At 66.7% G+C, this 23,096-nt stretch carries 27 protein-coding genes; 10 read left to right on the forward strand and 17 right to left on the reverse strand.

From position 1 onward, the window contains the following. Positions 1–520 (reverse strand): alcohol dehydrogenase catalytic domain-containing protein (locus DU478_RS18325; protein WP_158545810.1); only part of this gene is annotated, 520 nt, incomplete at its 3' end. A 152-nt stretch (positions 521–672) separates the two neighbouring features. Here DU478_RS18325 and DU478_RS18330 point away from each other — a divergent pair. Then, positions 673–1,287, forward strand: coding sequence for a hypothetical protein (locus DU478_RS18330; protein ID WP_114512421.1), 615 nt, complete (start codon positions 673–675; stop codon positions 1,285–1,287). Between the two features lie 4 nt (positions 1,288–1,291). Here DU478_RS18330 and DU478_RS18335 read toward each other — a convergent pair whose 3' ends face one another. Further along, the gene (locus DU478_RS18335; RefSeq protein ID WP_114512422.1) at positions 1,292–2,329 is read right to left on the reverse strand and encodes a quinoprotein relay system zinc metallohydrolase 2; all 1,038 of its coding nucleotides are present in this window, start codon (positions 2,327–2,329) and stop codon (positions 1,292–1,294) included. Between the two features lie 126 nt (positions 2,330–2,455). Here DU478_RS18335 and DU478_RS18340 point away from each other — a divergent pair, with 126 nt between their 5' ends. Further along, the gene (locus DU478_RS18340) at positions 2,456–3,268 is read left to right on the forward strand and encodes a quinoprotein dehydrogenase-associated SoxYZ-like carrier (protein WP_114512423.1); all 813 of its coding nucleotides are present in this window, start codon (positions 2,456–2,458) and stop codon (positions 3,266–3,268) included. 165 nt (positions 3,269–3,433) lie between these two features. Here DU478_RS18340 and DU478_RS18345 read toward each other — a convergent pair whose 3' ends face one another. The 15 genes from DU478_RS18345 to DU478_RS18415 form a co-directional block, all read right to left on the reverse strand. Next, entirely contained in the window at positions 3,434–3,787 is a 354-nt protein-coding gene (locus DU478_RS18345) for a hypothetical protein (protein WP_114512502.1), read from the reverse strand. Continuing rightward, entirely contained in the window at positions 3,787–4,437 is a 651-nt protein-coding gene (locus DU478_RS18350) for a hypothetical protein (RefSeq protein ID WP_114512424.1), read from the reverse strand. The genes DU478_RS18345 and DU478_RS18350 overlap by 1 nt, the downstream gene beginning before the upstream one ends. A 46-nt stretch (positions 4,438–4,483) precedes the next feature. Beyond that, complete coding sequence (locus DU478_RS18355) at positions 4,484–6,736, reverse strand: PAS-domain containing protein (protein ID WP_114512425.1); 2,253 nt, start codon at positions 6,734–6,736, stop codon at positions 4,484–4,486. Beyond that, the gene (locus DU478_RS18360) at positions 6,733–7,890 is read right to left on the reverse strand and encodes an FIST N-terminal domain-containing protein (protein WP_114512426.1); all 1,158 of its coding nucleotides are present in this window, start codon (positions 7,888–7,890) and stop codon (positions 6,733–6,735) included. The genes DU478_RS18355 and DU478_RS18360 overlap by 4 nt, the downstream gene beginning before the upstream one ends. Positions 7,891–7,909: 19 nt before the next feature. Further along, positions 7,910–8,629, reverse strand: a complete 720-nt coding sequence (locus DU478_RS18365; protein WP_114512427.1) for a response regulator — start codon at positions 8,627–8,629, stop codon at positions 7,910–7,912. 124 nt (positions 8,630–8,753) lie between these two features. Next, on the reverse strand, positions 8,754–9,389 hold the full coding sequence (gene gfa / locus DU478_RS18370) for an S-(hydroxymethyl)glutathione synthase (RefSeq protein WP_114512503.1): 636 nt from the start codon (positions 9,387–9,389) through the stop codon (positions 8,754–8,756). 84 nt (positions 9,390–9,473) lie between these two features. Further along, positions 9,474–10,670 (reverse strand): BatD family protein, encoded by a 1,197-nt coding sequence (locus tag DU478_RS18375; RefSeq protein WP_114512428.1) that lies wholly within the window; start codon positions 10,668–10,670, stop codon positions 9,474–9,476. Beyond that, the gene (locus DU478_RS18380; protein WP_233501414.1) at positions 10,667–11,353 is read right to left on the reverse strand and encodes a hypothetical protein; all 687 of its coding nucleotides are present in this window, start codon (positions 11,351–11,353) and stop codon (positions 10,667–10,669) included. The genes DU478_RS18375 and DU478_RS18380 overlap by 4 nt, the downstream gene beginning before the upstream one ends. Then, positions 11,350–12,252 carry a vWA domain-containing protein gene (locus DU478_RS18385; RefSeq protein ID WP_114512430.1) on the reverse strand — a complete coding sequence of 301 codons (903 nt, stop codon included), beginning with the start codon at positions 12,250–12,252 and terminating at the stop codon, positions 11,350–11,352. The genes DU478_RS18380 and DU478_RS18385 overlap by 4 nt, the downstream gene beginning before the upstream one ends. Then, positions 12,249–13,202 (reverse strand): VWA domain-containing protein, encoded by a 954-nt coding sequence (locus tag DU478_RS18390; protein WP_114512431.1) that lies wholly within the window; start codon positions 13,200–13,202, stop codon positions 12,249–12,251. The genes DU478_RS18385 and DU478_RS18390 overlap by 4 nt, the downstream gene beginning before the upstream one ends. Next, complete coding sequence (locus DU478_RS18395; RefSeq protein WP_114512432.1) at positions 13,195–13,539, reverse strand: hypothetical protein; 345 nt, start codon at positions 13,537–13,539, stop codon at positions 13,195–13,197. The genes DU478_RS18390 and DU478_RS18395 overlap by 8 nt, the downstream gene beginning before the upstream one ends. Positions 13,540–13,542: 3 nt before the next feature. Further along, on the reverse strand, positions 13,543–14,448 hold the full coding sequence (locus DU478_RS18400; RefSeq protein ID WP_114512433.1) for a DUF58 domain-containing protein: 906 nt from the start codon (positions 14,446–14,448) through the stop codon (positions 13,543–13,545). Continuing rightward, positions 14,445–15,401, reverse strand: coding sequence for an AAA family ATPase (locus DU478_RS18405; protein WP_114512434.1), 957 nt, complete (start codon positions 15,399–15,401; stop codon positions 14,445–14,447). Before DU478_RS18405 ends, DU478_RS18400 begins: the two co-directional genes overlap by 4 nt. A gap of 83 nt (positions 15,402–15,484) precedes the next feature. Further along, positions 15,485–16,423, reverse strand: coding sequence for a hypothetical protein (locus DU478_RS18410; RefSeq protein ID WP_114512435.1), 939 nt, complete (start codon positions 16,421–16,423; stop codon positions 15,485–15,487). Between the two features lie 222 nt (positions 16,424–16,645). After that, positions 16,646–16,849 (reverse strand): hypothetical protein, encoded by a 204-nt coding sequence (locus DU478_RS18415; protein WP_114512436.1) that lies wholly within the window; start codon positions 16,847–16,849, stop codon positions 16,646–16,648. 183 nt (positions 16,850–17,032) lie between these two features. Between DU478_RS18415 and DU478_RS18420 the strand changes: the two genes are divergently transcribed. From DU478_RS18420 to DU478_RS18455, 8 genes are all read left to right on the forward strand, one after another. Next, positions 17,033–18,619, forward strand: a complete 1,587-nt coding sequence (locus DU478_RS18420; RefSeq protein ID WP_114512437.1) for a sensor histidine kinase — start codon at positions 17,033–17,035, stop codon at positions 18,617–18,619. Between the two features lie 9 nt (positions 18,620–18,628). Beyond that, positions 18,629–19,318 (forward strand): response regulator transcription factor, encoded by a 690-nt coding sequence (locus DU478_RS18425; RefSeq protein ID WP_114512438.1) that lies wholly within the window; start codon positions 18,629–18,631, stop codon positions 19,316–19,318. Between the two features lie 113 nt (positions 19,319–19,431). Next, positions 19,432–19,521 carry a pyrroloquinoline quinone precursor peptide PqqA gene (gene pqqA, locus DU478_RS18430; RefSeq protein WP_114512439.1) on the forward strand — a complete coding sequence of 30 codons (90 nt, stop codon included), beginning with the start codon at positions 19,432–19,434 and terminating at the stop codon, positions 19,519–19,521. Between the two features lie 22 nt (positions 19,522–19,543). After that, positions 19,544–20,440 (forward strand): pyrroloquinoline quinone biosynthesis protein PqqB, encoded by an 897-nt coding sequence (gene pqqB, locus DU478_RS18435; RefSeq protein ID WP_114512440.1) that lies wholly within the window; start codon positions 19,544–19,546, stop codon positions 20,438–20,440. Further along, the gene (pqqC, locus tag DU478_RS18440; protein WP_114512441.1) at positions 20,437–21,186 is read left to right on the forward strand and encodes a pyrroloquinoline-quinone synthase PqqC; all 750 of its coding nucleotides are present in this window, start codon (positions 20,437–20,439) and stop codon (positions 21,184–21,186) included. Before pqqB ends, pqqC begins: the two co-directional genes overlap by 4 nt. After that, entirely contained in the window at positions 21,186–21,458 is a 273-nt protein-coding gene (pqqD, locus tag DU478_RS18445) for a pyrroloquinoline quinone biosynthesis peptide chaperone PqqD (protein ID WP_114512442.1), read from the forward strand. Before pqqC ends, pqqD begins: the two co-directional genes overlap by 1 nt. Beyond that, positions 21,458–22,582 carry a pyrroloquinoline quinone biosynthesis protein PqqE gene (pqqE, locus tag DU478_RS18450; RefSeq protein WP_114512443.1) on the forward strand — a complete coding sequence of 375 codons (1,125 nt, stop codon included), beginning with the start codon at positions 21,458–21,460 and terminating at the stop codon, positions 22,580–22,582. The genes pqqD and pqqE overlap by 1 nt, the downstream gene beginning before the upstream one ends. A gap of 13 nt (positions 22,583–22,595) precedes the next feature. Continuing rightward, entirely contained in the window at positions 22,596–23,093 is a 498-nt protein-coding gene (locus DU478_RS18455) for a hypothetical protein (RefSeq protein WP_325048107.1), read from the forward strand. Positions 23,094–23,096 lie beyond the last annotated feature (3 nt).

Genomic DNA, 23,096 nt, shown 5'->3' on the forward strand with positions numbered 1-23,096 from the left:
TGGTGACGCCGCAGCCGATGTAGCAGATCTTGTCGAAGGGCGCGTCCTCGCGCACCTTGGCCAGCGCGATTTCCGGCACCACCGTGTGGTTGGCGAAGGTCGAGCAGCCCATGTAATGATGGATCGGCGTGCCGTCGAGCATCGAGAACCGCGTCGTGCCGTCGGGCAGCAGGCCCTTGCCCTGGGTCGTGCGGATCGCCTGGCAGAGGTTGGTCTTGCCGGAAAGGCAGTATTCACACTCGCGGCACTCGGGCGTGTAGAGCGGGATGACGTGATCGCCGGGCTTCAGCGAGGTCACGCCCTCGCCCACCTCCATCACCACGCCCGCGCCCTCGTGGCCCAGGATGGCGGGAAAGATGCCCTCGGGATCGTCGCCGGAGCGGGTGAATTCGTCGGTGTGGCACAGGCCCGTCGCCTTGATCTCCACCAGAACCTCGCCGGCCTTCGGACCCTCGAGGTTCACCTCCATCACTTCCAACGGTTTCCCGGCCTCAACGGCCACGGCTGCACGGGTGCGCATGCCTTCTCCTCCCAAGACGACGTCGCTCTTCTGGCGTGTTGAATTCACTTTACGAGCGACACCTCACCGAACAATTGCGACAATGGTTGGTATTGCGAGACGTGGACATGGATAGAGCCCTCAACCATATTCAAGACAAAGGGAGAGAGGTCATGAAAACAGCACGACTCCTGGCGCTATGCCTTGTATGTACCGGGGTGTCCGCTCCGGTGACGGCCGCCGACTATTCCGATCCCACCTGGCCCTGCATTCAGCGCAAGGTGGGCGCCCTGTCCATCGGCCTGATGTGGCCCGCCCCGGTCGAGGAGGATCCGCAGCTAGACCCGGCCGTCCGGGCCGCCGCCGACGAACTGGCGGACACGCTCGCCCTGCGGCGAATCGATCTGGAGACAGCACAGGGGCTGGTTGACGACTTCGCCGCCGCACAAGAAGCCGATGACCGGCTCATGGGCTATGTCTTTTCCGAAGTGTTCAAGACCTTGAACACCCGCCGCTCGGCGCTGATCGAGGGGATAGGGGATTTTTCGCTGAGCCAGATCGCCCGCTCCGAACGCATCGACGAGACGCGGATCAAGATGGACGAGCTGATGGCCGCCGACGAACCCGATTTCGACGAGGTCGACCGACTGGAAGAACAGCTCGACTGGGAAGAGCGCATCTATACCGACCGTCAGCGGTCGCTGACCTATGTCTGCGAGACGCCGGTGCTGCTGGAACAGCGACTCTATTCCCTGGCGCAGATGCTGAACGCGGCCGCCAGGGACTGAGGCGCTACTCCCATTCCAGTTCGGTGAACGCGGCGGTGGCGTTGCGCGGGTTGTAGGCATCGAAAAGCTGCCAGTGAGGGCGTTCGCTTTCGGCGATCTCCTGCACCGCTTCGGCCAGCCTGTCGCCCCGGTCGAGCGCCGCGCGGGTGTCGGCCTCGAGCACATCGAGATAGCGCCGCATCGGCGCGGCGCCCTCGGGCCAGTCAAGCACCGGACCGCCGTGGCCGGGGATCAGCCGCGTGATCGGAAGGGCGGCAAGGTCGGCCATCACCTCCTGCCACCCCAGCAGGGACCCGTCGAGCGCGGGCGTGTGCAGGTGAAAGACCAGATCACCCGCGAAGAACACGCCGGTTTCGCGGTCCTGCAAGGTCAGGTCGGTTCCAGTGTGCGACAGCGGCCAGGTCCGCAGCACCAGCGCCCGACCGCCCAGGTCGATCTCGGCCCAGTCGGTGACCATGCGATCGGGGCGTGGCGCGCTGGTGCCGATGAACGCGGCAGGCCCGACCAGCGTCGCGATGCTTTGCATGTAGTTCTGCTGCCGGTCGAGCAGCGCGCGGGCCAGCCCCTCGGCGCCGACAATCTCTGCCCCGGCCTCTGCAAAGACGCTGGCGCCCAGCACATGATCCGGGTGCATGTGGGTGAGGATCAGGTGGCGCACGGGCAGGTCGGTACGGGCACGGATCGCGCGCCAGAGCGATTCGCCCACCGCGCGGGTGGTGCCGCTGTCGATGACCGCCACGGACCGCGCGCCGATCACGAAACCGAGATTGGCGACATCGCCACCGTTCTCCGTGTCCGGTTCCGCGATGGCACCCATGTGTACGAAGACGCCGGGCGCGACTTCTTCGACGGAAAGGGCCGGCCCGGCGGGGGCGCAGCGCGCCGGACCCCGGGCCGCGAGATCGGGGAAATCCGCTGCGGTGGAAGCAGATAAGCTGGCTTCGCAGAGGCTCTGCTCCGCCGATTCGTGACCGGGCAGAAGGACGTCGCGACAAGGCACATCCGCCGCCGCGAGGCACAGGGTCACCAAGGCTTCGAACATGATGTCCTCCGGTTCGTGCGGCCAGCCTAGCCTACACGCATCGGTGATGCACCGAGACTCAAGAAGCATGTCTTTTTGCCCGATTTTGTGGCATACACACGCGCAAAGTATGAGGAGGAGACCTCGATGAAACTGCTTCACGCCGCCGCCCTAGCGGCGCTGATCGCCGGCCCCGCCTGGGCCGCCGACGAGGCGCCGAAGAACCCGCTGACCGAAAGCGCGAGCTGGCAGGACCTGCAATTCGACGTGCTGGGCGACACCCAGCCGGGCGATGCCGCCGGTGTCTTCACGGTCGAGGCGCCCTACCGCGCCCATGACGCGGCGACGGTGCCGATCCTGATCGAACAGACGGACCCTTCGGCCAATATCCTTAAGGCCACCGTGGTGATCGACGAGAACCCGGCGCCGGTCGCGGGGGTCTTCACCTTCGGCGACGCCATGGCGCCGCTGGATTTCGAGATGCGCTTGCGGGTCAACCAGTATTCCAACGTCCGGGTGATCGCGGAGACCGAGAGCGACACGCTGATGACCGGGCGCTTCGTCAAGGCATCGGGCGGCTGTTCGGCCCCGGCGAGCCGCGACCCCGAGGTGGCGCTGGCGTCGATGGGCCAGATGAAGCTCAAGCTCTTCGGCGACGAGACCGCGCAGATGTCGACGCCGCGGCGCGAGGCGCAGATCATGATCCGCCATCCCAACTACTCGGGGCTGCAGCGCGACCAGATCACCCAGCTGTTCATCGCGGCGCATTTCATCGACACGATCGAGGTCTACCAGGGCGACGAGATGCTCTTCACCATGGAAGGTGGGATCTCGATTTCGGAGAATCCGGTGTTCCGGTTCGAATACAACGACAACGGCTCCACGTCCTTGCGGGTGCGCGCCACCGATACCGAGGGCAACGTGTTCGAACGCGAGCTGCCGAAGTCGGTGCAGTCCTGACCTCACGCACCGTTTTCCGCGCGGAAAACGGACCCGAAAACCTCGAGGTTTTCAGACACCCCCGCAGCCCTTGGTCTGCGGGGGTTTTTCGTTCGAGCGCGTGACCCGCCGCGGCGTTTTCCTCGAGGAAAACGGACCGGAAACCTCGAGGTTTCCGGCCCTCGCTCAGAAGCAGACGATCTCGGCTTCGGCCTGCGCGCGGCGCAGTTCGGCGACGATGTCGTTGGCCATCGTCGCCGAACGGAAGAATGACATCCGTTCGCCACCGACAAGGCGCAGGGACAGAACCGTCTCGGCCTCGACATATCTCTCGTAGGGCAGGATCGTCGCGATCGTGTCGATGGAGCACGAGCATTGCTCGAGCGCCGTGCGGCTCTGGCCATTGGTGGCCATGCAGCCAAAGACGTAATCCGCCCGCGCAACGGTCGGGTAGTCGTTGAGCTGCTCGGCCACGGTCTGCGCCGTGGCGGGAAGGGCCAGGGCCGTGAGTGCGGCGGTGAGGACGGTCAGACGGGTCATCATGGCTGCGCCACCTCGTCGAAGCGCAGGACCGAGGAATAGACCGGCGCCTTCGCGGCCAGCGTGTGGTACCATCCGGGCACCTCATCGGACATGGTCACGATCATCTCGAGCTCGCCCCAGCCCTGCATCGCCTGAGCGTTGGGGTCGCCTTGGAACGGCCGCAGGGTCACGGTCGTCGTGGGGATGGTGCGGCCCTGGAACTCCGCCTCTCCGGCGACGGCCTCGGTCGGAGTGACCAGCGCCTCCTTGATGCGGTTGCGGATGTAGAAGACGCTTCCGCCGGCGGATTCACCCATGTCGCGGGTCACGGTCTCGACGAAATACATGATCATCGGGTTGCCGACGCTGGCAGGAAAGCTGCCCAGGTTGCGGTATTTCTCGCCTTGCGTGAATTGCAGGCTGGCCAGCAGGCTGCCGCGCTCCTCGTCAAAGCTCAGGCGGATCTCGCCGGTATCGCGGGCGTCCGCGTCGGGGTTCAGCGCGTTGCTGACCGTGCGGTCGTAGACCAGTGCTGCGTCGTTCGAAATGTCGTCCAGCGTGCCGTTCTTGAACAGCAGATCGTAGGTCTGTGTGCCCGACAGTTCCGCAGACGCCGGCGAGAGTGTCAAAAGCGCCGCGACGCAGGCGGCTCCGATGTGTCTCAGCATGTTATATTCCTCCCGTTGCGCAGCCTGAAGCCACAGGACCGCGCTGTCATGCGATACTTTTGTCTGCGGCGGGGGGCCGCCCTTCGAGCGCGCCGCCGCGGGTTTTCCAGTCGATAAGCGGGCGCAGGCGCGCCAACTGCACCGGTTTCGTCAGGACGGCAAAGTCCAGCTCTTCGCCGGTGCGGACCAGTTCCGGTCCGCGTTCCGCGGTAATCATGATGGCAGGCACATGCACGCCGGTCTGGGCGCGGATCGCCTGGATCGCCCTGACGCCGGTGTCGTCGCCGTCGAGCTGGTAATCCACCAGAAGGATATCCGGCGCCATGCCGATGTCGCGCACCAGCGCGAGGCTTTCCTCGGTCGAGCTGGCGGCCAGCACGCTCGCGCCCCAGCTTTCGAGCTTTTGCGTCGTGGCATAGAGCACGTGGGCGTCGTTCTCGATCACCATGGCGATCAGATCCATGTCGCCGTCCTGCACCGCCCGCACCTCGGGCGGCGACACCGGTGCGCGAACACGGTCGGGGGCGGACTGCATCTCGATGGAGAAGGTCGACCCGACGCCGGGCTTGGAGCGGACATGCACCTTGTGGCCAAGGTGCCGGCAGGTGCGGTCGACGATGGACAGGCCCAGCCCCATGCCCGACCCCGGCGGCACGTTGTCGGCGCGGGTGAACTCCTCGAAGATGCGTTTCTGGTCCTTGTGGGAAATCCCCATGCCGGTGTCCCAGACCTGGACGACCACCTTGTCGCCGCGGCGCCGGCAGCCGACCAGAACGCGGCCGGTCTCGGTGTACTGGATCGCGTTCACCACCAGGTTCTGCAAGGACCGCAACAGGTAGCGCTGATCGCTCAGCACCCAGGCGGAGCTGGGCACCACATCCAGGCGGATGCCCTTCTGTTCCGCCAGCGGTCCCTGGTCCTCGATGATACCGCGCAGCAGCGTGTCGAGGCAGACCTCGGTCACCGTCAGCGCGCTTTCGGTGCTTTCCAGCCGCGAGATATCCAAGAGCGCGTGCAGCAGCGACTCGATCGACCGGAACGACCCGTCGAGCCGGTCCACCGTCGGCATCAGCTTCGACCCCGCGGCCATGTCCGTCAGGGTGGAGATCAGCAGCTTGGCCGCGTTGATCGGCTGCAAGAGGTCATGGCTCGCCGCCGCCAGGAACCGGGTCTTGGACGACACCGCCGCTTCGGCCGCTTCCTTGGCGATGCGCAGCTCTTCCTCGACCCGGGCCTGGGCCTCGTATTGCTCGGTCAGTTGCTTGTTGGCGCGGGTCAGTTCGGCGGTGCGCTCCTCGACACGCTTTTCCAGCATCTCGGTGGCGCGGCTTTCCAGGGTGACGTCCTTGATGTCGACAAGAAATCCCCGGTCAGGCAGAAGGTTGGCATGCAGGTCCAGCACCCGGCCATTGCCGTGGCGCAGGCGCTTGCGCAGCCGGCCTTCGGTGCGCAGCCGATAGGGCCAGCGGTCGATGTCGGTAATATCGGGTTCGATCAGCAGCCCCTTGTTCTGCACGAAGCTCAGGATCTGCGGAAAGGTCGTGCCCTTGTTGACCAGCGTGAACGGCAGGCCCAGCAATTCGCGGAACCGGTCGTTGTGGAACATCACCGCGCCATTTCGGCCAAAGCTGCAGATGCCCGACGACATGTTGTCGAAGGCCGCCTGCAGGTAATGCGCCTGCATGTCGATCAGCTTGTCTTTCTCGGACCGGTTCTGCCGGACGATATCGGTGATCTCGGTCTGCAGGATGATGACGCTGTCGGACGAGGTGCGCTGCTGGCTGATCTGGAACCAGCGGTCGTCGGAAAGTTCGATCACGAAGGACAGCAGCGTCGTGCCCTTGGGCCCTGACCGCGCCTCTCTGAGATCGACGCGCATCCGGGTGTCGGACTCGGCCAGATGCGCGGAATCCAGCATCAGCTCGAAATACTCCGGCATCTTGAGCCCCTGGGTGATCCGGTCGCTGATGTCGGGCAGCAGCGTACGGAACAGGTCGTTGCAAGCCATCAATTCGCCGTCGGAAAAGAGCGCAAAGCCCCCGTCCATCGCCGCCAGCGCATCTGTCAGGTTCTTCTGCGCGCGTTCGCGGTCGTAGCGCTCCAGCTCCAGCTCGTTGCTGGTCCGTTCCAGATCGCGGGTCTTGGCCCAGACCTGGCCCTGCAGGGCGATGGCGGATTGAAAGGCGGAATAGGCGCTTTGCCCGACATCATGCTGGCGGTTCGACCGGCGCACCAGCGCATCGATGATCTTGGCCTGCCGGGCCACCTGAACGTCCAGCGGTTCGGTCGGGTCGATCAATGCAGGTCTCGCTTTCGCGGTTCAAAGAACGCCACGCCGACGAAGGTCTGGTTCACATGCACGCCGCAGGTCTGTTCGCCGTAGGTGTTGAAACCCAGCACCTTGTGGCGGCGAAAGATCTCGGACACGTCGTCGGTCAGCTGCTTCTGCTCGATCTCGAGCTTGCGCAGCACGCAGTCGAAGCCAAGGATGAAATCGGGCGCCGCTCCGGTGGCGCTCTTGACGCCCAGTCCGGCCTCGAGCGTGCGCAAAATCTCCTTGCCGCGCCCCAGGGTCAGCAGCAGCCCGTCGTCGATGGCCGACAGGAAGGACAGCGCATGGCCACCCGGCGCTTCCTGGATGGCGCGGACGTGGTAGTTCATGTTGTTGCGCACGAGGATCGGGTTCTCGGCAAAGACGCGCGGTGACAGGTCGTCGAGCGTCACGCCCACCTGTCGCGCGTATTCCACCGCCGCGGGGGCGCCGTTGATTTCGAGCACAAGCCGTTCCTCGGGAATGGCTTCGGTGACCACCATCTGTTTTTCCGTGGGCAGGAAGTGGTCGAAGCCCAGCCCGGTAAATTCCAGATCTGTCTCGAGCAGCAGCAGAAGTGCCGCATTGGTATGGAATGCGCCGCCGTGCAGCACGAAGGTCTCGCGGAAATGCAGCCCGTTGCCCGCCGAACCGCCGAAGACCGGCATTTCGTCCAGTCCCATCTCCAGCGCCATCACCAGCATGTCCTCCTGCTTGGACAGGCCGTCTGCAAAGATCAGCGCCAGCCGGTTCCAGTTGGCGGTCTTCTGGAACTGGACGTTGGTGCGGCGGGCATCGGCGGCGATCTGCTTGATCGACATCGGCTTGAGCGGGTCGATCAGGTGCGAGGCGCAGCGGAAATGCCGGCGCGGAAACGCGATGATCTGCAGCGCCTCGGTGTCGTATCCCGCCGGTGTGATCTGTCCCGCCGTGGTGCAGCCGAAGACCGGCACACCATCCAGCGCGCGGTCGAGTGCCCCGGCCAGAACACCGAGGTCGAGCCCGTCGGGGATCAGCACCAGAGCGCAGCAGGTTTCGGCCGGCGCGATCTGCGCCGCCGCCTCGCGCACCGCCGCGTCGGTGTCGCGGGCATAGGACACGCCGACACCGACGGATGCGGGCGTGGAAAGCTTGTCGAGCATGGCCTGCCCCCTTACGGGATCACTGGCTCAGAAACGCCCGAGCATCGGCGTCTCCGATGACCTGTCCGTTGTCCAGATTGGCGCTTTCGACCAGCACCGCCGCCTGGGTGCGGTTCTGCACGCCCAGACGCCGCAGCAGCGCGGTGATATGCGCCTTGACCGTCGCTTCCGCGAGATTGAGTTCGTAGGCGATCTGCTTGTTCGGCTTGCCGGCGCAGATCAGCTTCATGATCTTGGTTTGCTGCGGTGTCAGGTCGGCGAGCTTCTGGTTACCAGGAGCACAGGGCACGTCGCGCGGCCCGGCGGATTTCTGGTATTCCTTGGGCAGATACTTGCGCCCGGCGCTGACCTCGGTCAGCACCTGCCGCAGTACCTGGGCCGAGGCGTCCTTGGGCAGGAACCCCGCGGCCCCTTCGTCCATCACCGCATGCACGATATCGACCGAAGTCAGCGACGAGATGACCAGAATCGGTGTGCCGGGCACGCGGTCGCGCAAGGACTGGAAGCCGCTGATGCCCGAGACGTCCGGCAGCTTGAGGTCGAACATCACCAGGTCGGGATCGACGCCGCGGTCGAGCAGCGCCAGCGCCTCGCGCAGCGATTGCGCGGTTTCGATCGCGCAGTCCTGAAAGACATGCCGCATTGCCGAGGCCAGCGCATCGCCGTAGAGCGGATGATCGTCGACGATCATCACGGACTTGATGCGCCCCGCCGGCTGTGCCACCGGATCGTGTTTCATGACAGGTTCCTCCCACGCCGAAGGTAGCAACAAAATTGCGCGGGTGGCAACTGTTCCACGCGGTTGTGACCGGCTTGGGCGAGCTTTGACCGATGCCCGGACAGGGCACCGGCCGCGACCCCGCTCAGAGCTTGCCGTTGGCCTTTGCGATATGGGTGGCGATGGCATCCATCAGCGCCGGCGACAGGCAGTCGTAGGGCGGCAGGCCCAGTTCGTTCAGCCGGCCGCGCACCGCGTCCATCTTACTGGGATCATGGCCCTGCTCGATGATCGACGACACGAAGGCCGCGAATTCCGGCGCAGACCAGCCATCCGCCCCCGACAGTTCGGTATGCACGAAGTCGAGCCCGTGGAACGGGTGGTTGGTGTCCTCGATTCGGCCGTACATGTGCACCCCGCAGCCCTTGCAGGCATAGCGCTGGATCGCCGCATGGGCGTCCACACGGTCGAGCTTGCGGCCGTTTTCCTTGACGCTGACCTTGTCGCGCGACACCACGGCGACCTGGCTGAAGGGCGCGCCCTTGGGTTTCCAGCACTTCGAACAGCCGCAAACGTGGTTATGCGCTGTCTGTGCACCGACCTCGACAACCACCTTGTCGGTGGTGCAGTGGCATTTCAGCTCGCCGCCGCCAAAGCTGGACGAGCCGGGCTTCACGCCGTTGTCGACCGCCGGATGAATGCGCACGCTGGTATAGCGCGGCGTGGATGTGCCGGACGAGTCGGAATCCCCACCGCCGAACAGGCTAGAAAGCAGTCCCATCAGTTTCCCTCCCTGAACCCATTCGAGCGGGTTCATTGTGTTTTGGTGGTCAGAAGAGTGCCTGCCGGTCGGCAAGCGATCAATTTAACCGATGGTATCGGTTTCCCGGCGCGTGCCAAGGAAGGATTTGACGAAGCCGCGCGCATCGAAACCGCCCGCTTTCGGGTCAAAGATCGCACGGTCGAGCTGTGCCAGCAGGGCCCCCTGCCCCGGCGTCGCCCCGTCGCGCCGCATGAGTCKCGCCGCCGCCCGGCGCAGCGCGGCCAGGTCGCCCCGGCGGGCTGCGGCCCAAAGTCCGCGGCGCGCCGGATCGAAGGGCGGCAACCGCCGCAGCGCCTGCCATCCGCCAAAACGCCGCCCGGCCAGCGTCGCCGCCAGCCCCAGAAGCGCCGCCACGCCCGCCGCGATCCAGACCGCCAGCGGATGCAACTCTGCGGAGGCGGCCGGTGCGCGAACGGCGGGCAGCGTGCTTTCGTCATAGGCGACCCGCTGGGCCGAGATGGTCACACTGCGCGGAACCCGGTTGCGCGTGTCATAGAAATCGAAGGCGATGGGCTCGATGATCGCCGAGGTGTCGTTCGTGGGCCGGATCGTCCAGCGCCAGAAGGCCACCGACACCGGCCCTTCGGGCGACAGTTCCACCAGCCGTTTTTCCGGATGCGGAAAGATCATCGCCGACGGCGAGGTCAGCTCGGGCATCGGCGGGATCATGTCGGGTCCGATGCCCACCGCCTCGACCCGGATGATGCGCAGCACGCCCTCGCCCGGGGTCAGCTGGTCCGGCGCGTTCGACCAGGAATCCGTCACCTCGAGCTGGCGCACAGGGAACCACCAGCCGTCGGTCGCGGGGGCGGGATTGACCTTTACCGTGATCGGCTCGGATTTCAGGTCGTGCAGGAACCAGTCGTCGCCTTCGTCGGTCAGGTGCAGGTGGTGGGTAAAGGATCCGATGGTCAGTTCCCCGGCCTTGTCCGGGTAAAGCGCCATGCGGCGCTTGAAGTTCTTCACCTTCTTGCCGTTCTCGGTGGTGTCGTACCACTGGTCGTTGCCCAACTGCATCCAGTTGAAATCCGACAGGTCTGGTTGTTCGAGTTTTTCCAGCGTGATGTGACGACGGTATTTGCCGTGGATGGTGATGAGCACCATTTCCTGTTCAAAGGGCACGACATCGGCATTTGCGACGGTGACCGTCAGGTTCAGCTCGCCCGGAAAGACCTCCGTCGTCTGGGCCTGCGCAAGTCCGGCGAGCAGCAGGGCGGCGAGAGACAGCAACCATCTCATCTGGGGTCCTCCGGGTCGGGCGGCAGCAGGCCCAGCTCGCGCCGGCGTTTGAATTCGTGACTGATGCGCGCGGCAAGGTAGTCGCCCGGCACGTCGGACAGGGTCGCGAGCCAGCGGTCATTGGCCACCATGAACTTGTCATCGAAGACCTTGCGCACGCCCAGACGGCCACGGCTGGTCAGCTCGGGCAGCCCGACCAGCGCCCCGGCATTCGTGGTCTCGGCCCCGCTGCCCGCGGCCCGGGCGCTGCCCACCGCCTCCGGCGCCAGCATTTCGGGGCCGTCGTCGTCCTTGTCGGCGGACCACTTGATCGGCGTTTCGGGGTCGAGCGCAAGGCCCGCGTAATAGACCGACACCAGGTCGAAATTCGCCGCAGCGTCGCTGTCGCCGATCAGCCGCGCAGCGTCGTAGGCTTCGAGAGCGGCGGCGTAGTCGCGCTGCATCACCCGCGCGTTGCCGAGGTTCAGCAGTGCGCCCGCGTCGCGGAACGATATCTCGGCCCCGGCGAAATCGCCCGCTCGGTACTGCGCCGCGCCACGCCATCCCGGATCGGTCAGCACTTCGGCCGCAAGCCTCGGCGCGCCGGCCGCCAGCAGCACCCGGCCCAGCGGTTCGGTGCCACCCAGCAACGCGGAAAATCCGCCCGCCGCGACCGCTGCCAACAGAAGCCAGCGCATCCTCATGCCGTGCCCCCCTTCCTACGGAAAAGCAGCAGCACCGGCACCAGCGCCAGCGCCAGCAGCCAGCGGCCATAGTCGGCCCAGAAGAGCAGCGGGTAGTCCTGCCGTTCCAGCCGTTCGCGGCCCGAGGCTTGCAAGTACCTCGCCAGCGCGTCGGTCTGGTTCAGGTCAAACACCTGCCCGCCGCCGGTCTGCGCCAGCACCTCCAGCTCGGCGCCGGGGGTCGGCGCCACGACCGAAAGCCGCGCGCCGTGCCCCGCGATCCGCGCCGCCTGGTCCAGCGCCGCGGGGCCGGTGCCGCCGCCGTCCGTCAGCAGGATCACGTCTCCGGCCAGGATCTCGGCCTCCTGCAGCATCCGCGCGGCCAGTTCCAGCCCGCGTTCGGGACGGCTGCCGGGGTTGGGCACGGTGCTTGCGTCGATCAGCGCGAAGGTCAGGCCAAGCTGCCGGGTGTCGCCGGTCATGTCGGTCGCAACGTAGGCATCGCCGCCGTAGACGATCAGCCCCGCGGGCCGCGACCCCAGCGCCGCGATGCCGAACCGGCCCATGGTCTGCAGGGCAGGCCAGCGGTCCGACTCGACCACCGAGGGCGAGGCGTCGAGCACGAAGACCACGCCGTCGAGGTTGCGGAACGCCGCCGCGTCGCGCCGCTCGATTGCCGGACCCGCCAGCGCCAGCACGATGATCGCCGCCGCCGACAAAGCCACGAGGCCGCGCCGAGTGGCGCTACGCTCATCGACGCGCCCCAAGGCCCGCAACCCCTGCATCAAGGCCGGATCGACGACGCGATCCCAGTCGCCCAGCCCGGCGCGGCGCCGCCTGAGAAAAAATCCCAGAACCACCAGGGCCGGGATCAGCGCCAGCCACAGCGGCCGGAGGAGTGACAGGTCGTCCCAGTTCATTCCTCCCTCCACGCCAGTGCCAGGCACAACAGCGCCGCAAGTGCCGCGGGCCAGACCCAGAATTCGCGGAAGACCTCTGCCGCCAGCCCGTCGCTGTCGGTCGCCTCCAACCGGTCGAGTTCCGCTGCGACCGCCTCCAGGTCCTCGAGCGTGCGCACCCGGAAGCTGGTGCCGCCGCTCAGTTTCGAGATCGCGCGCAGGGTGGCGGCGTCGACCACGCCATTTTCCCCCGGCGCGGAGTCGGTCAGGTCCTTCGGCCCCAGCGCGATCGTATGCACCCGCACGCCCATGTCGCGCGCCAGCCCCGCGACGCCGCGCGGGTTCGTGGCGCCGGCGTTGTTGATGCCGTCGGACAGCAGGATCACCACCTTGCTCGCCGCTTCGCTGCCGTCCAGCCGCTTCAGCGCCAGACCCAGCGCGTCCGAAATGTTGGTGGCGCGGCCCGAAATACCGATCACCGCTTCCTCGATCCGGCGGGCGATGGCCTCGGTGTCATAGGAAAACGGCGCGGCGTAGTAGGCCTCGGACCCGAAGACGATCAGCGCCACGCGGTCGCCTGCGCGGCGGCGGGCAAAGGCGGCGCCGGCGCGCTGCACCGCCTCCATCCGGGTGATCGGTGCGCCGTCGAGAAAGAAGTCGTCGCGCACCATCGACCCCGACAGGTCCAGCGCGATGGCCAGGTCGCGGCCCGAGACCTTGAGCGCCGGGATCGGTTCGAGCTGGCGCGGACCCGACAGGGCCACCACCAGCAGCACCCATACCGCCCAGGGCAAGAGCCTCCGCCGCCAGGCCGGACCCGCAGCCTGCCCCGCCCCAGCGAGGATGCCCGCGCCGATGCGGTCCGGCACCACCAGCGCCGCCCCTTGCCCCGCCTGCGGCGGCAAGAGCCGCATCGCGAGCCACGGAAGCGGCAATAGCAGCAGCGCCAGCGGGGCGGCGAGGTCAAGCATGGCGCGCCACCTCGGCCCGCAGCGTGTCGAGGTCCGGCACTCCGCCGGGACGGTAAAGGTCCCTAGCAAGCTGCGCATAGCGCTCGGGCGCCTGCGTCTTGAGGCGGCGCAAGAGCGCCAGCCGTTCGTCGCCGGGCGGGACCGCGGGCGCGGCGCGGCGCGGGACCTTGGCGAAACTCAGCGCGCGCACTGCAAGGCCAAGAACCGCGGCGATCAAGAGACCGATAGCGGCGGCGGCCAGCAGTTCGGCCGGTAACCCGCCCGCCGCATGCTCCGGCAGGCGGATGTCGCGCAGACCGGCGATCAGGGCCTCTTCGGTCAGGGCGCGGTCGGCCATTGCTCAGGGCTCCCGGTCCGCCGGGAACGCTGCCTGCACCAGTCGCGCGGTGTCTGCCGGCGGCGCGCCCGCGTCCAGCGCCAGCACCGGGAACCCGGCAAGATCGCGGTCAGGCGGCGCGTCGGGTCCCGTGCGCGCGTCGATACGGACCTGCGTGCGCCCCCCGTCTCCCACGCGGATCGGGTAACTGCCCGGCGGCAAGTTGGCGGCCAGATCGTCGCGGATCATCAAGAGCCGCGGGGTTCGGCGCTGCGCCAGTTCACCGAGCTCCTGCGCAAAGCCGCTGCCCGGCGCGTCGAACCCCGAGGCGATCACCAGTTCCGCCCCCGCAGGCGCGACGCGCGCCAGCCGCGCCAGCCCGGCGTCGAGCGGCGGGTCGGCGCGTTCCCCGGCCAGCGCCAGCTGAAGCGCGGCGTCATGCGCGCGCACCAGCCCGCCGATCACGCCCAGCATCCCGCGCGCCCGGCCCCGGACCGGCACCGCGACCGGCGTACCGGCGCCAAGCGCCAGCAGCCCGACGCGGCCCCCGTCCTCGATCACCCGCCAGCCGACCATCGCCAGCGCCTCGGCGGCGGCGACCGACCGGAAGGCGCGGCGCGTGCCCCAGAGCATCGACGGACGGAAATCGGCGACAAGCAGGGTGACGCGGTCGCGTTCCTCCTGGAAGCGGCGCACATGCAGCTTGCCGGTGCGCGCGGTGCTGCCGCGATCGAGGTGTCGGATGTCGTCGCCATCGACATATTCGCGCACGTCGGCGACCTCCTGGCCATGGCCCCGGCGCTTGGTGACGAAGCCGCCGGGGAGCGCCGACAGCACCGCCGGGTCCGCCCGCTGCCCCACCAGGCCGCGCAACGCAATCAGAGCCTCGGCCCGCAGGGCAATGCCCGGAGCGTCGAGCGCCGCGGTCACAGCGCCTCTACCTGGTCCAGAATATCGGCGATCAGCCGCCGCGCCGTGCGGCCCTCGGCCACCGCACGCCAGGTCATGACGATCCGGTGCGCCAGCGCGTCCGGGGCGACGTCCGCCACGTCCTCCGGCAGGGCATAGTCGCGGCCGTGCAGGTAGGCGCGCGCCTTGGCCGCCGCGGCCAGCGCCAGCGATCCGCGCGGGCTGACCGGGTGGTCGATGTCGTTCGAAAAGGGCGCGGCGCGCGTCGCGGTGACCAGCCGCACGATATAGTCGCGCAGCGGATCCGACAGGTGCACCGCCATCGCCGTCTTGCGCGCCGCGCGCACGTCCGCCAGCGCCAGCCGGGCGGGGGCGGCGGGCAGGGCCTGACCCTCGGCTTCGACCAGATCGAGAATCCGCCGTTCGGTCGTCGCATCGGGCAGGCCCAGCACCACGTGCAGAAGAAAGCGGTCGAGCTGCGCCTCGGGCAGGGGAAAGGTGCCGTCATGTTCGATCGGGTTCTGCGTCGCCACCACGAGAAACGGATCGGGCAGTGCCATGGTCTCGCGGCCCGAGGTCACCTGCCCCTCTGCCATCGCCTCGAGCAGCGCCGACTGCACCTTGGGCGGAGCGCGGTTGATCTCGTCCACCAGCACGAGGTTGTGAAAGACCGGGCCCGGCACGAATTCGAAATCGCCGGTCTGCGGGCGGAAGACCGGGGTGCCGGTGAGATCCGCGGGCATGAGATCGGGGGTGCACTGGATGCGGGCGAAACCGCCGTCCATCGCCGCCGCCAACCGTTTGACGGCGCGGGTCTTGGCAAGGCCCGGCGCCCCCTCGATCAGCAGGTGACCGCCCGCCAGCACCCCGATCAGCAGGCGTTCGACAAGTGTCTCGTGACCGATCAGCCCGTCGGACAGATGCGCGCCTAGCGCGGAAAGACCGCTAAGAGCGGTGTCGGTCGTGGCGTCCATATGTCCTCCCTCCGAAGCGCTTTCCGGCCCCGTTTCGAAAAGCCTACTGCAGGAAACCGGCGCGTCAAACATGGCGCAAGGTATCAGTCGGACTGCGCCTCGAGCAGCCGGCCGCAGCCGGGGTCGATGAGGGTCGCAAAGCGTGGATCCGCCAGGGTCGCCGCGGTCAGGCTCTCGAGGTCGTCGTACTGCGCGTCGATATAGGCAAGGAAAGCGTCGGAGTTGGTCCGTTCCACCGGCGCCCGGGCCACGGCGTGCAGCATGAAAAGATCGAACTGGCACAACCCGCTGGGGTTGGAGCGCAGGAGATGCCGCATGAAGGGTTCGGAATCCCACGGCAGGCGGCGCAGGTCATAGGGCAGCTCCTGCAGCTTGGACGTGAAGGCGCCGTAAGCGTCGAAATGCAGGATATCCATGCCGAAGGTGAAGGTCTGAAACAGTTCTTCGATCAGGATCGACCGGTAGAAGGCCTGTTCCAGCGGCGTGAGATCGACGTGGTCCGCCTGCTTGACCATCACGTGGGTTCCGGCACCCAGCCTGCCAAAGAAGGTCTGCGCCATAGCCGGAGAGGCAGCGCGGTAGACGCGGTCGGGGGGCAGGCCAAGCTGATAGGATTCGCTGAGCCAGAATAGGTCGTCGGTCAGCGCGCTGTTGGGCGGACGCCCCGAATAGAGCCGCACGACCACGGTGCGCCCCGCCCCGCACAGCCGCGCCGTCGGTCCGGCGTAGCGCATCGGCACCGACTTGCCGTGCACCGATGCCAGCAATGCGCGAAACTGGTCCAGAACCTCCTGCGTCTCCGGATGCGGCCGTTCGCCAACGAGGCAGATGGAGGCCCCAGCGAGGAACCGGCCGTTGATCCGCACCGGGATCGACATGTCGCGACCGATCATCGTCGTGCGCAACTGGTAGACCCAGCCCTTTTTCGCCAGCGCCAGGACTTCGGCCCGTCCGGCGGCGGCGGGGGATGCCAGGATGCAGGTGCTGAGCAGTACCAGGAAAAGCCTGAAAAGCGATGTCATGTCGTTCCTCACGTGGCGTTGCGCAAAAGGTAGCGCGGGCCTGCGGGAATTTCCAAAAAACGTCTGCGTGACCGTCGCGCCTGCGCATTGCTCTGATCGTGGTCGCGCAGCGTGTCGGTCAGAGAATAAAATGGAGTTGGGGCGGGAGAGCGCCGGGCATCGCCCGAACGTCGGAAAACGATTACGCGACCGGACCTCCCTGTAAAGGGCCGCGTAATCGGGTCAGGCGTCGCGTTCGGCGGTCTGCACCTGCTGGCACTTCCAGCGGCTGATGGTCCAGTTGGGATGGGTCGCGACCCACTTGGCAAGCTCGGGCTGGGCGCCCATGGCGCAGGTCATCGGAGTGATGTCCGTGTAAAGGAGGCTACGCTCCCGGCAGGTGCCCGGCGCTGTGCTGAGACAGGCCACGAAAAGCAGTTCGATCATGTTTCCCTCGCATAAACTGATGCTTTAGTCGTAATCCAGAAACTATCTGACAAAGGGTAAAGGTTCCCGAAATACGGCGCGCGCAGAATGCTGCGGCGCAGAAAAATCAAAAAATGCGCGCAATTTTACGGCAACTGCTTAAGAATTGACCGCGCCTTCAACTGGATCTCACGGAAAGGCTGCATGCTCCGCCCTGCCCCGTCCCTCAAGGTCAAGCTCGGTCTCGGCGCCTTCGTGCTGGCGCTCGCGGCGCTGGTCACGGCGGGCGTGCTGGTTCTGGCGATGCAGCGCGTGTCGGACCGGATCGAGGCGTCGTTGGCGGCCGAGGCGCGGATCGAGCGGTATTCCGTGCTGTCGACCCAAATCTCGACCTTCATCGTCATCGCGGCGGAGTCGATCCAGTCAGGCATCCCGATGGAGCAAAGGACCCAGCGCCTGGACAGCGTCGCGGCCAACGTCACGCGCACCTTCGCTCGGCTGCGCCGCGATCTCGAAGAGGCCGTGGCCGAGGCGCAGCGGCTGGGCATCGACGAACAGTCGCGCCGCGCCACGCAAAGCATCGGCATCGCCCGGATGGAGGCGCTGTTCGTGTCGACCCGCGACGCGATGCTGACGTCCGGAACCGACCGCGAGCGGTTGCAGGGCTTTATCGACACCTTCGCCATGGGCTTCGATCCGCTCCTGAACGGGGTCATCACCGACGAGGTCCGCGCCCGCAATGCCATCCTCGCGGGGATCGACGACCTGCGCCGGGCCCTGAACCTGACCGCTCTGGGCGTCGCTGCGGCAACGGTTCTGCTGATGGGGCTGTTTTATATTGGCCTCGTGCGGCCGCAGGTTTCGCGCCTTGACCTTCTGCGCGATGCCGCGCGGCAGATCGGCCAGGAGGATTTCGCGGTCACCCTGCCCGACAGGCCGCGCGACGAAATCGGCGGGCTGTTCGCAGAGACCAACCGCATGGCGGCGGCGCTCGCCGCGCGCCGCGACGCAGTGGAATTCGAATGGAGCCGCCTGAACGCCACCATCGAGGAGCGCACCGAGGCGCTGCAGCGCGCCAACGACAAGCTGGCGCAGACCGACGAGAACCGGCGCCGCTTCTTCGCCGACATCAGCCACGAGTTGCGCACGCCGCTGACCGTGATTCTCATGGAGGCGCAATTGGGCCGCAAGGGTGCGGAGGCGGCAGAGGGCTGTTTCCAGACGATCGAGGCGCGGGCGCTGCGGCTGAACCGCCGGATCGACGACTTGCTGCGGATCGCCCGGTCGGAAAGCGGCCAACTGGCGCTGGAGTTCGGGGCCGTCGACCTGGGCGGTGTGGCACGCGACGCGGCCGAGGATGCCGCGGCCGAGATCGCCAGCGCCGGCATGACGCTCGAGCTGGCCGAGGCCCCGCCGCTGCAAGTGCATGGCGACCGCAACTGGCTGCGGCAGGTGGTGACGGGCCTGATCCAGAACGCGGTGCGCCATGCCCGGTCCGGAGGACGGATCTCGCTGCATGTCCGCCGGCACGACGACATGGGCATCGTCGAGGTGATCGACAACGGCCCCGGCATCGCAGAAGCCGATCAGTCCCGGATCTTCGAAAGGTTCGGGCAGGGCACCGGCAGCGCGAAATCCGAAGGCTTTGGCATCGGGCTGGCGCTGGCGCGCTGGGTGATCGACCAGCATGACGGGCGGATATCCGTCACCAGCCCCCTGCCTCGCGAAGCGGCGGTCGGACCGGCGCCCGGGACGAAAATCGCGGTGGCGGTGCCGCTGGCGCGCGACTAGATAGACCCCATGACCGACAGCGCCGCCCGCATCCTGATCGTCGACGACGACCCCGAGATCACCTCGGCCCTTGCGCGCGGATTGCGGCTGCACGGCTACGATCCGGTGACCGTGAACCGCGTCGACGCCGCCCTGGCGCGCATATCGGAAGAGACGCTGACCGCCGCCATCGTCGACGTCATGATCGGCAACGACAGCGGCATCGACCTGGTTCGCGCGTTGCGGGCGGCGGGTCAGACGCTTCCGGTGGTGATGCTGTCGGCGCTCTCCGAAGTCGATGACCGGGCTCGCGGGCTCGAGGCGGGCGCGGATGACTACATCGTCAAACCCTTCTCCTTCGACGAGCTTGTGGCGCGTCTCAAGGTGCAAGAGCGCCGCGCCGACTCCGCGCGCCCCCGGCCCGCTCAGCTCGATGCCGAGGCACGGCGGCTGACGCTGGGGCCGCACGAGGCGCAGCTCACGGAGCGCGAATGCGCACTGCTGCGGCTGCTGATCGATCACGCCAACGAGACCCTGTCACGCGGCGCCATCTTCGATGCGCTCTGGGCCGGCGACGGGTCGAGTTCCGAGAACGTGGTCGACGTCTACCTGGGCTACCTGCGCAAGAAAATCGGCGCGGAGCAGGAATTCGGCTTCGAGATCAAGACGATACGTAACAAGGGCTTTGTCATAGACGGGCTGGTCCCGACGCTCGTCTAGGCCGGATTGCGACCAATGTATGTGCCACTCTTAAAATATAAGACTCGGTTTTCCGCGGTATCGTTGCCATGTTTGTCAGGTCAAACGACACCCTTATGAGGAGGAACTACATCATGGCATGGACCAAGCCCATCATCCGCGAAATCGAATGCGGCATGGAAATCAACATGTACGGCCCCGAAGACGACGGCGTGCTGTTCTAAAAAGCTGCGCGCGGAGGGTTGAATGACATTCCGCGCGCGCATCCTTGGGGCAGCCGCTGGTGGCGGCTTGCCCCAATGGAACTGCGGTTGTGACAACTGCAACCTGGCCCGGACGGGCGCAATCCCCTCACAGACGCAATCTTCGCTCGCCGTGTCTGCCAATGGCACCGACTGGGCGATCCTGAATGCGTCACCGGACATCCGCCAACAGCTCGCCGATGCCGAGGTACTCCACCCCACCGGGCTGCGCGAGATGCCTCTGCGGTCGGTATTGGTGACGAATGGTGACATCGATCACGTCGCGGGTCTGCTGACGCTGCGGGAAATGCAGCCTTTCACCGTTTTTGCCACGCCCGGAATACACGAGGTGCTCGACGCCAATCCGATCTTCGCCGCGCTCAACGCCTCGGTGGTGCCGCGCCAGACCGTGGCCCTCGACCAGCCGGTCGAGATTGCGCCGGGGCTGACCGCGACGCTCTTTGCCGTGCCGGGCAAGGTGCCGCTCTACCTCGAGGGCGAAGAGGTGCAGACCGACCTGATCGGCGACCAGACCGTGGGCGTACATCTGCAGGCGGGCGGCAAGGATGCCTACTACATCCCCGGCTGCGCGATGCTGAACGACGATCTGCGCGCCCGTCTGAACGGCGCCTCGACCGTATTCTTCGACGGCACGCTATGGCAGGATGACGAAATGGTCCGCGCCGGCCTGGGCCAGAAGACCGGCAAGCGCATGGGCCACATGTCGATGTCGGGCGAAGACGGCTCCATCGCCGCCTTTGCGGATCTGGACGTAGCGCGACGTGTCTATGTGCACATGAACAACACCAATCCGGTGCTGTGCCCGGATTCGGCCGAACGGGCCGAAGCCGAAGCCGCCGGGTGGATCATCGGACAGGATGGAATGGAGATCACCCTATGACCCAGTCCCGCGAGGATTTCGAAGCCCGCCTGCGCCAGATCGGCGCCGAGCGCTACCACGACAAGCATCCGTTCCACGACATGCTGCACGGTGGCGACTGCACGCCGGACCAGGTGCGCGCCTGGGTCATCAACCGCTATTACTACCAGCACTCGATCCCGATGAAGGACGCGGCCTTCATGTCGCGTCTCGAGGATCCCGCGATGCGCAAGATATGGCGCAGCCGGATCGAGGATCACGACGGCACCGACACGAACGAGGGCGGCATCAAGCGCTGGCTGCGGCTGGCCGAGGCAGTGGGGCTGGACCGCGACTATGTCGCCTCGACCGATGGCGTGCTGCCGGCGACGAAATTCGCCGTGGATGCCTACGTGCGGTTCGTCCGGGAAAAGTCCCTGCTCGAAGCGGTCGCCGCGTCGCTGACCGAGCTATTCGCGCCGAAGATCCACAAGGACCGTATCGCTGGACTGCTGAAGAATTACGATTTTGCCGACGACTCGTCGCTGTCGTACTTCCAGAACCGCCTGAAAGAGGCCCCCAAGGACGTGGCCTTTGGCCTCGCCTGGGTGCTCGACCATGCCGACACGCAGGAAAAGCAGGACGCTGCCGCCAAGGCGCTGGAGTTCAAGACCGACGTGCTCTGGTCGCAGCTCGACGCGCTTTACTCCGCCTATGTGACGCCCGCGCGGATACCGCCGGGCGCCTGGCAGCCGGGCGAGGGTCTGGCCGGCGCAAAGGCCGCATGATGCAACCCGAGGACGTCCCCTACCTGCCGCGCGGCGTGCGGGTCCACCGCGACCGCGTGCGCGATGCCTGGGTCCTTCTGGCGCCCGAACGGGCGATCACGCTGGACGCCATCGGCCACGCAATCCTGACCGAACTGGACGGCGAGCGCAGCTTCGGCGCGATCACCGAAGCGCTTGCCGCGAAATACAACGCGTCACCTGACGAGATCGCCCAGGACAGCGCTGGCTTCCTGCGCGCGCTCAAGGACAGACGCTTTCTGGAGGTACGCTGATGACCGCCGAAACACCTGCCATCCGCCCGCCCATCGCGATGCTGGCGGAGCTGACGCACCGGTGCCCCCTCTCCTGCCCCTACTGCTCGAACCCGATCGAGCTGGCGTTGCAGGAGCGCGAGATCGACACCGAGACGTGGAAATCCGTGTTCCGGCAGGCCGCCGATCTGGGTGTGCTGCAACTGCACCTCTCGGGCGGCGAACCCGCGTCGCGCCGCGACCTCGAAGAGCTGGTGGGCGCCGCGCGGGATGCCGGGCTTTACACCAACCTCATCACCTCGGGCATCGGCCTCAGCGAACGGCGTCTCAAGGCGCTGGACGAGGCTGGGCTCGATCACGTGCAACTGTCGCTGCAGGGCACCGATGCCGCCATGGCGGACGAAATCGGCGGCTATCGCGGCGGGTTCGACCGCAAGATGAAGGTCGCGGGCTGGATCGCCGACATCGGCTTTCCCCTGACGCTGAACGCCGTGCTGCACCGGCGTAACCTGCACCAGCTGCCCCGCGCCATCGAGATGGCGGTCGAGATGGGTGCCCGCCGGATCGAGGTGGCGACGGTGCAGTTCCACGGCTGGGCGCTCAAGAACCGCGACACGCTGATGCCCACCCGCGAACAGGCGCGAGAGGCCGACCGGATCGTGACCGAGGCGCGGGCGCGGCTCAAGGGCACGCTGGTGATCGACTACGTGCCCGCCGATTACCATTCCGACTATCCCAAACGCTGCATGGGCGGCTGGGGCACCACCGGCCTCAACGTCGCGCCCGATGGCAAGGTCCTGCCCTGCCACGCGGCGGAGTCGATCCCGCACCTGACCTTCGACAACGTGCGCGATACCCCGCTGCGCGATATCTGGTACGAGGGGTCGGCGTTCCAGGCCTATCGCGGCACCGAATGGATGTCGGAGCCCTGCAAATCCTGCGAGCGCAAGACCGTCGATTTCGGCGGCTGCCGGTGCCAGGCCATGGCCATCGTGGGCGATGCCTCGGCAACCGACCCGGTATGCATCAAGTCGCCGCATCATGGCGCGCTGGTCGCGCAGGCCGATGCCCATGCCGCATCGGTGGAGGCGCGGCTGGTCTACCGCTCGGCGCCCGGAAAGCCGGTCGTCGAACCGGTGGATTGACGCGCACCATCGCGTGACCGACCTGTCCGACAGTCAGCCGACAAAGGGGAACATCCTCGGCGGGTTGACCACGATCGAGGAAAAGTCGCTCGGCAACCTCGAAAAGATCGGCAAGACCTCGAGCTATATCGATGCCATGGGACCTGCGGAAGCTCCGTCGAAGGGGCCGGGGCTCTACTTCATGGACAGCTCGTCGGCCGCGGCGGAATGCGACACGCTCATGGCTGCCGGTGGCTATGTCATCCATTCCTTCCCTACGGGCCAGGGCAACGTGGTCGGCAACCCGATCGTTCCGGTGATCAAGATTTCGGGCAACCCGCGCACCCTGCGCACCATGTCCGAACATATAGACGTGGACGTGACGGGCGTGCGGACCCGCGAGCAAACCATCGAAGAAGCGGGCGACGCGCTGATCAAGATGATCATCCGCACGGCCAACGGCCGGAACACCGCGGCAGAGGCCCTGGGACACCATGAATTCTCGATGACGAAACTCTACCGTTCGGCCTGATCA

The sequence above is a fragment of the Thalassococcus profundi genome (assembly GCF_003344785.1).
Classification (GTDB): domain Bacteria; phylum Pseudomonadota; class Alphaproteobacteria; order Rhodobacterales; family Rhodobacteraceae; genus Puniceibacterium; species Puniceibacterium profundi.

Coding starts and splice junctions, on each gene's coding strand:
- gfa (WP_114512503.1), bottom strand. CDS start 9,389: ATGGGACTGCTTTCTAGCCTGTTCGGCGGTGGGGATTCCGACTCGTCC.
- DU478_RS18330 (WP_114512421.1), top strand. CDS start 673: ATGAAAACAGCACGACTCCTGGCGCTATGCCTTGTATGTACCGGGGTG.
- pqqC (WP_114512441.1), top strand. CDS start 20,437: ATGACCCAGTCCCGCGAGGATTTCGAAGCCCGCCTGCGCCAGATCGGC.
- DU478_RS18405 (WP_114512434.1), bottom strand. CDS start 15,401: ATGGACGCCACGACCGACACCGCTCTTAGCGGTCTTTCCGCGCTAGGC.
- DU478_RS18395 (WP_114512432.1), bottom strand. CDS start 13,539: ATGGCCGACCGCGCCCTGACCGAAGAGGCCCTGATCGCCGGTCTGCGC.
- DU478_RS18420 (WP_114512437.1), top strand. CDS start 17,033: ATGCTCCGCCCTGCCCCGTCCCTCAAGGTCAAGCTCGGTCTCGGCGCC.
- DU478_RS18350 (WP_114512424.1), bottom strand. CDS start 4,437: ATGCTGAGACACATCGGAGCCGCCTGCGTCGCGGCGCTTTTGACACTC.
- DU478_RS18365 (WP_114512427.1), bottom strand. CDS start 8,629: ATGAAACACGATCCGGTGGCACAGCCGGCGGGGCGCATCAAGTCCGTG.
- DU478_RS18390 (WP_114512431.1), bottom strand. CDS start 13,202: ATGCTTGACCTCGCCGCCCCGCTGGCGCTGCTGCTATTGCCGCTTCCG.
- DU478_RS18345 (WP_114512502.1), bottom strand. CDS start 3,787: ATGACCCGTCTGACCGTCCTCACCGCCGCACTCACGGCCCTGGCCCTT.
- DU478_RS18340 (WP_114512423.1), top strand. CDS start 2,456: ATGAAACTGCTTCACGCCGCCGCCCTAGCGGCGCTGATCGCCGGCCCC.
- DU478_RS18380 (WP_233501414.1), bottom strand. CDS start 11,353: ATGAGGATGCGCTGGCTTCTGTTGGCAGCGGTCGCGGCGGGCGGATTT.
- DU478_RS18385 (WP_114512430.1), bottom strand. CDS start 12,252: ATGAACTGGGACGACCTGTCACTCCTCCGGCCGCTGTGGCTGGCGCTG.
- DU478_RS18410 (WP_114512435.1), bottom strand. CDS start 16,423: ATGACATCGCTTTTCAGGCTTTTCCTGGTACTGCTCAGCACCTGCATC.
- DU478_RS18335 (WP_114512422.1), bottom strand. CDS start 2,329: ATGTTCGAAGCCTTGGTGACCCTGTGCCTCGCGGCGGCGGATGTGCCT.
- pqqE (WP_114512443.1), top strand. CDS start 21,458: ATGACCGCCGAAACACCTGCCATCCGCCCGCCCATCGCGATGCTGGCG.
- pqqB (WP_114512440.1), top strand. CDS start 19,544: ATGACATTCCGCGCGCGCATCCTTGGGGCAGCCGCTGGTGGCGGCTTG.
- DU478_RS18425 (WP_114512438.1), top strand. CDS start 18,629: ATGACCGACAGCGCCGCCCGCATCCTGATCGTCGACGACGACCCCGAG.
- DU478_RS18415 (WP_114512436.1), bottom strand. CDS start 16,849: ATGATCGAACTGCTTTTCGTGGCCTGTCTCAGCACAGCGCCGGGCACC.
- DU478_RS18360 (WP_114512426.1), bottom strand. CDS start 7,890: ATGCTCGACAAGCTTTCCACGCCCGCATCCGTCGGTGTCGGCGTGTCC.
- pqqD (WP_114512442.1), top strand. CDS start 21,186: ATGCAACCCGAGGACGTCCCCTACCTGCCGCGCGGCGTGCGGGTCCAC.
- pqqA (WP_114512439.1), top strand. CDS start 19,432: ATGGCATGGACCAAGCCCATCATCCGCGAAATCGAATGCGGCATGGAA.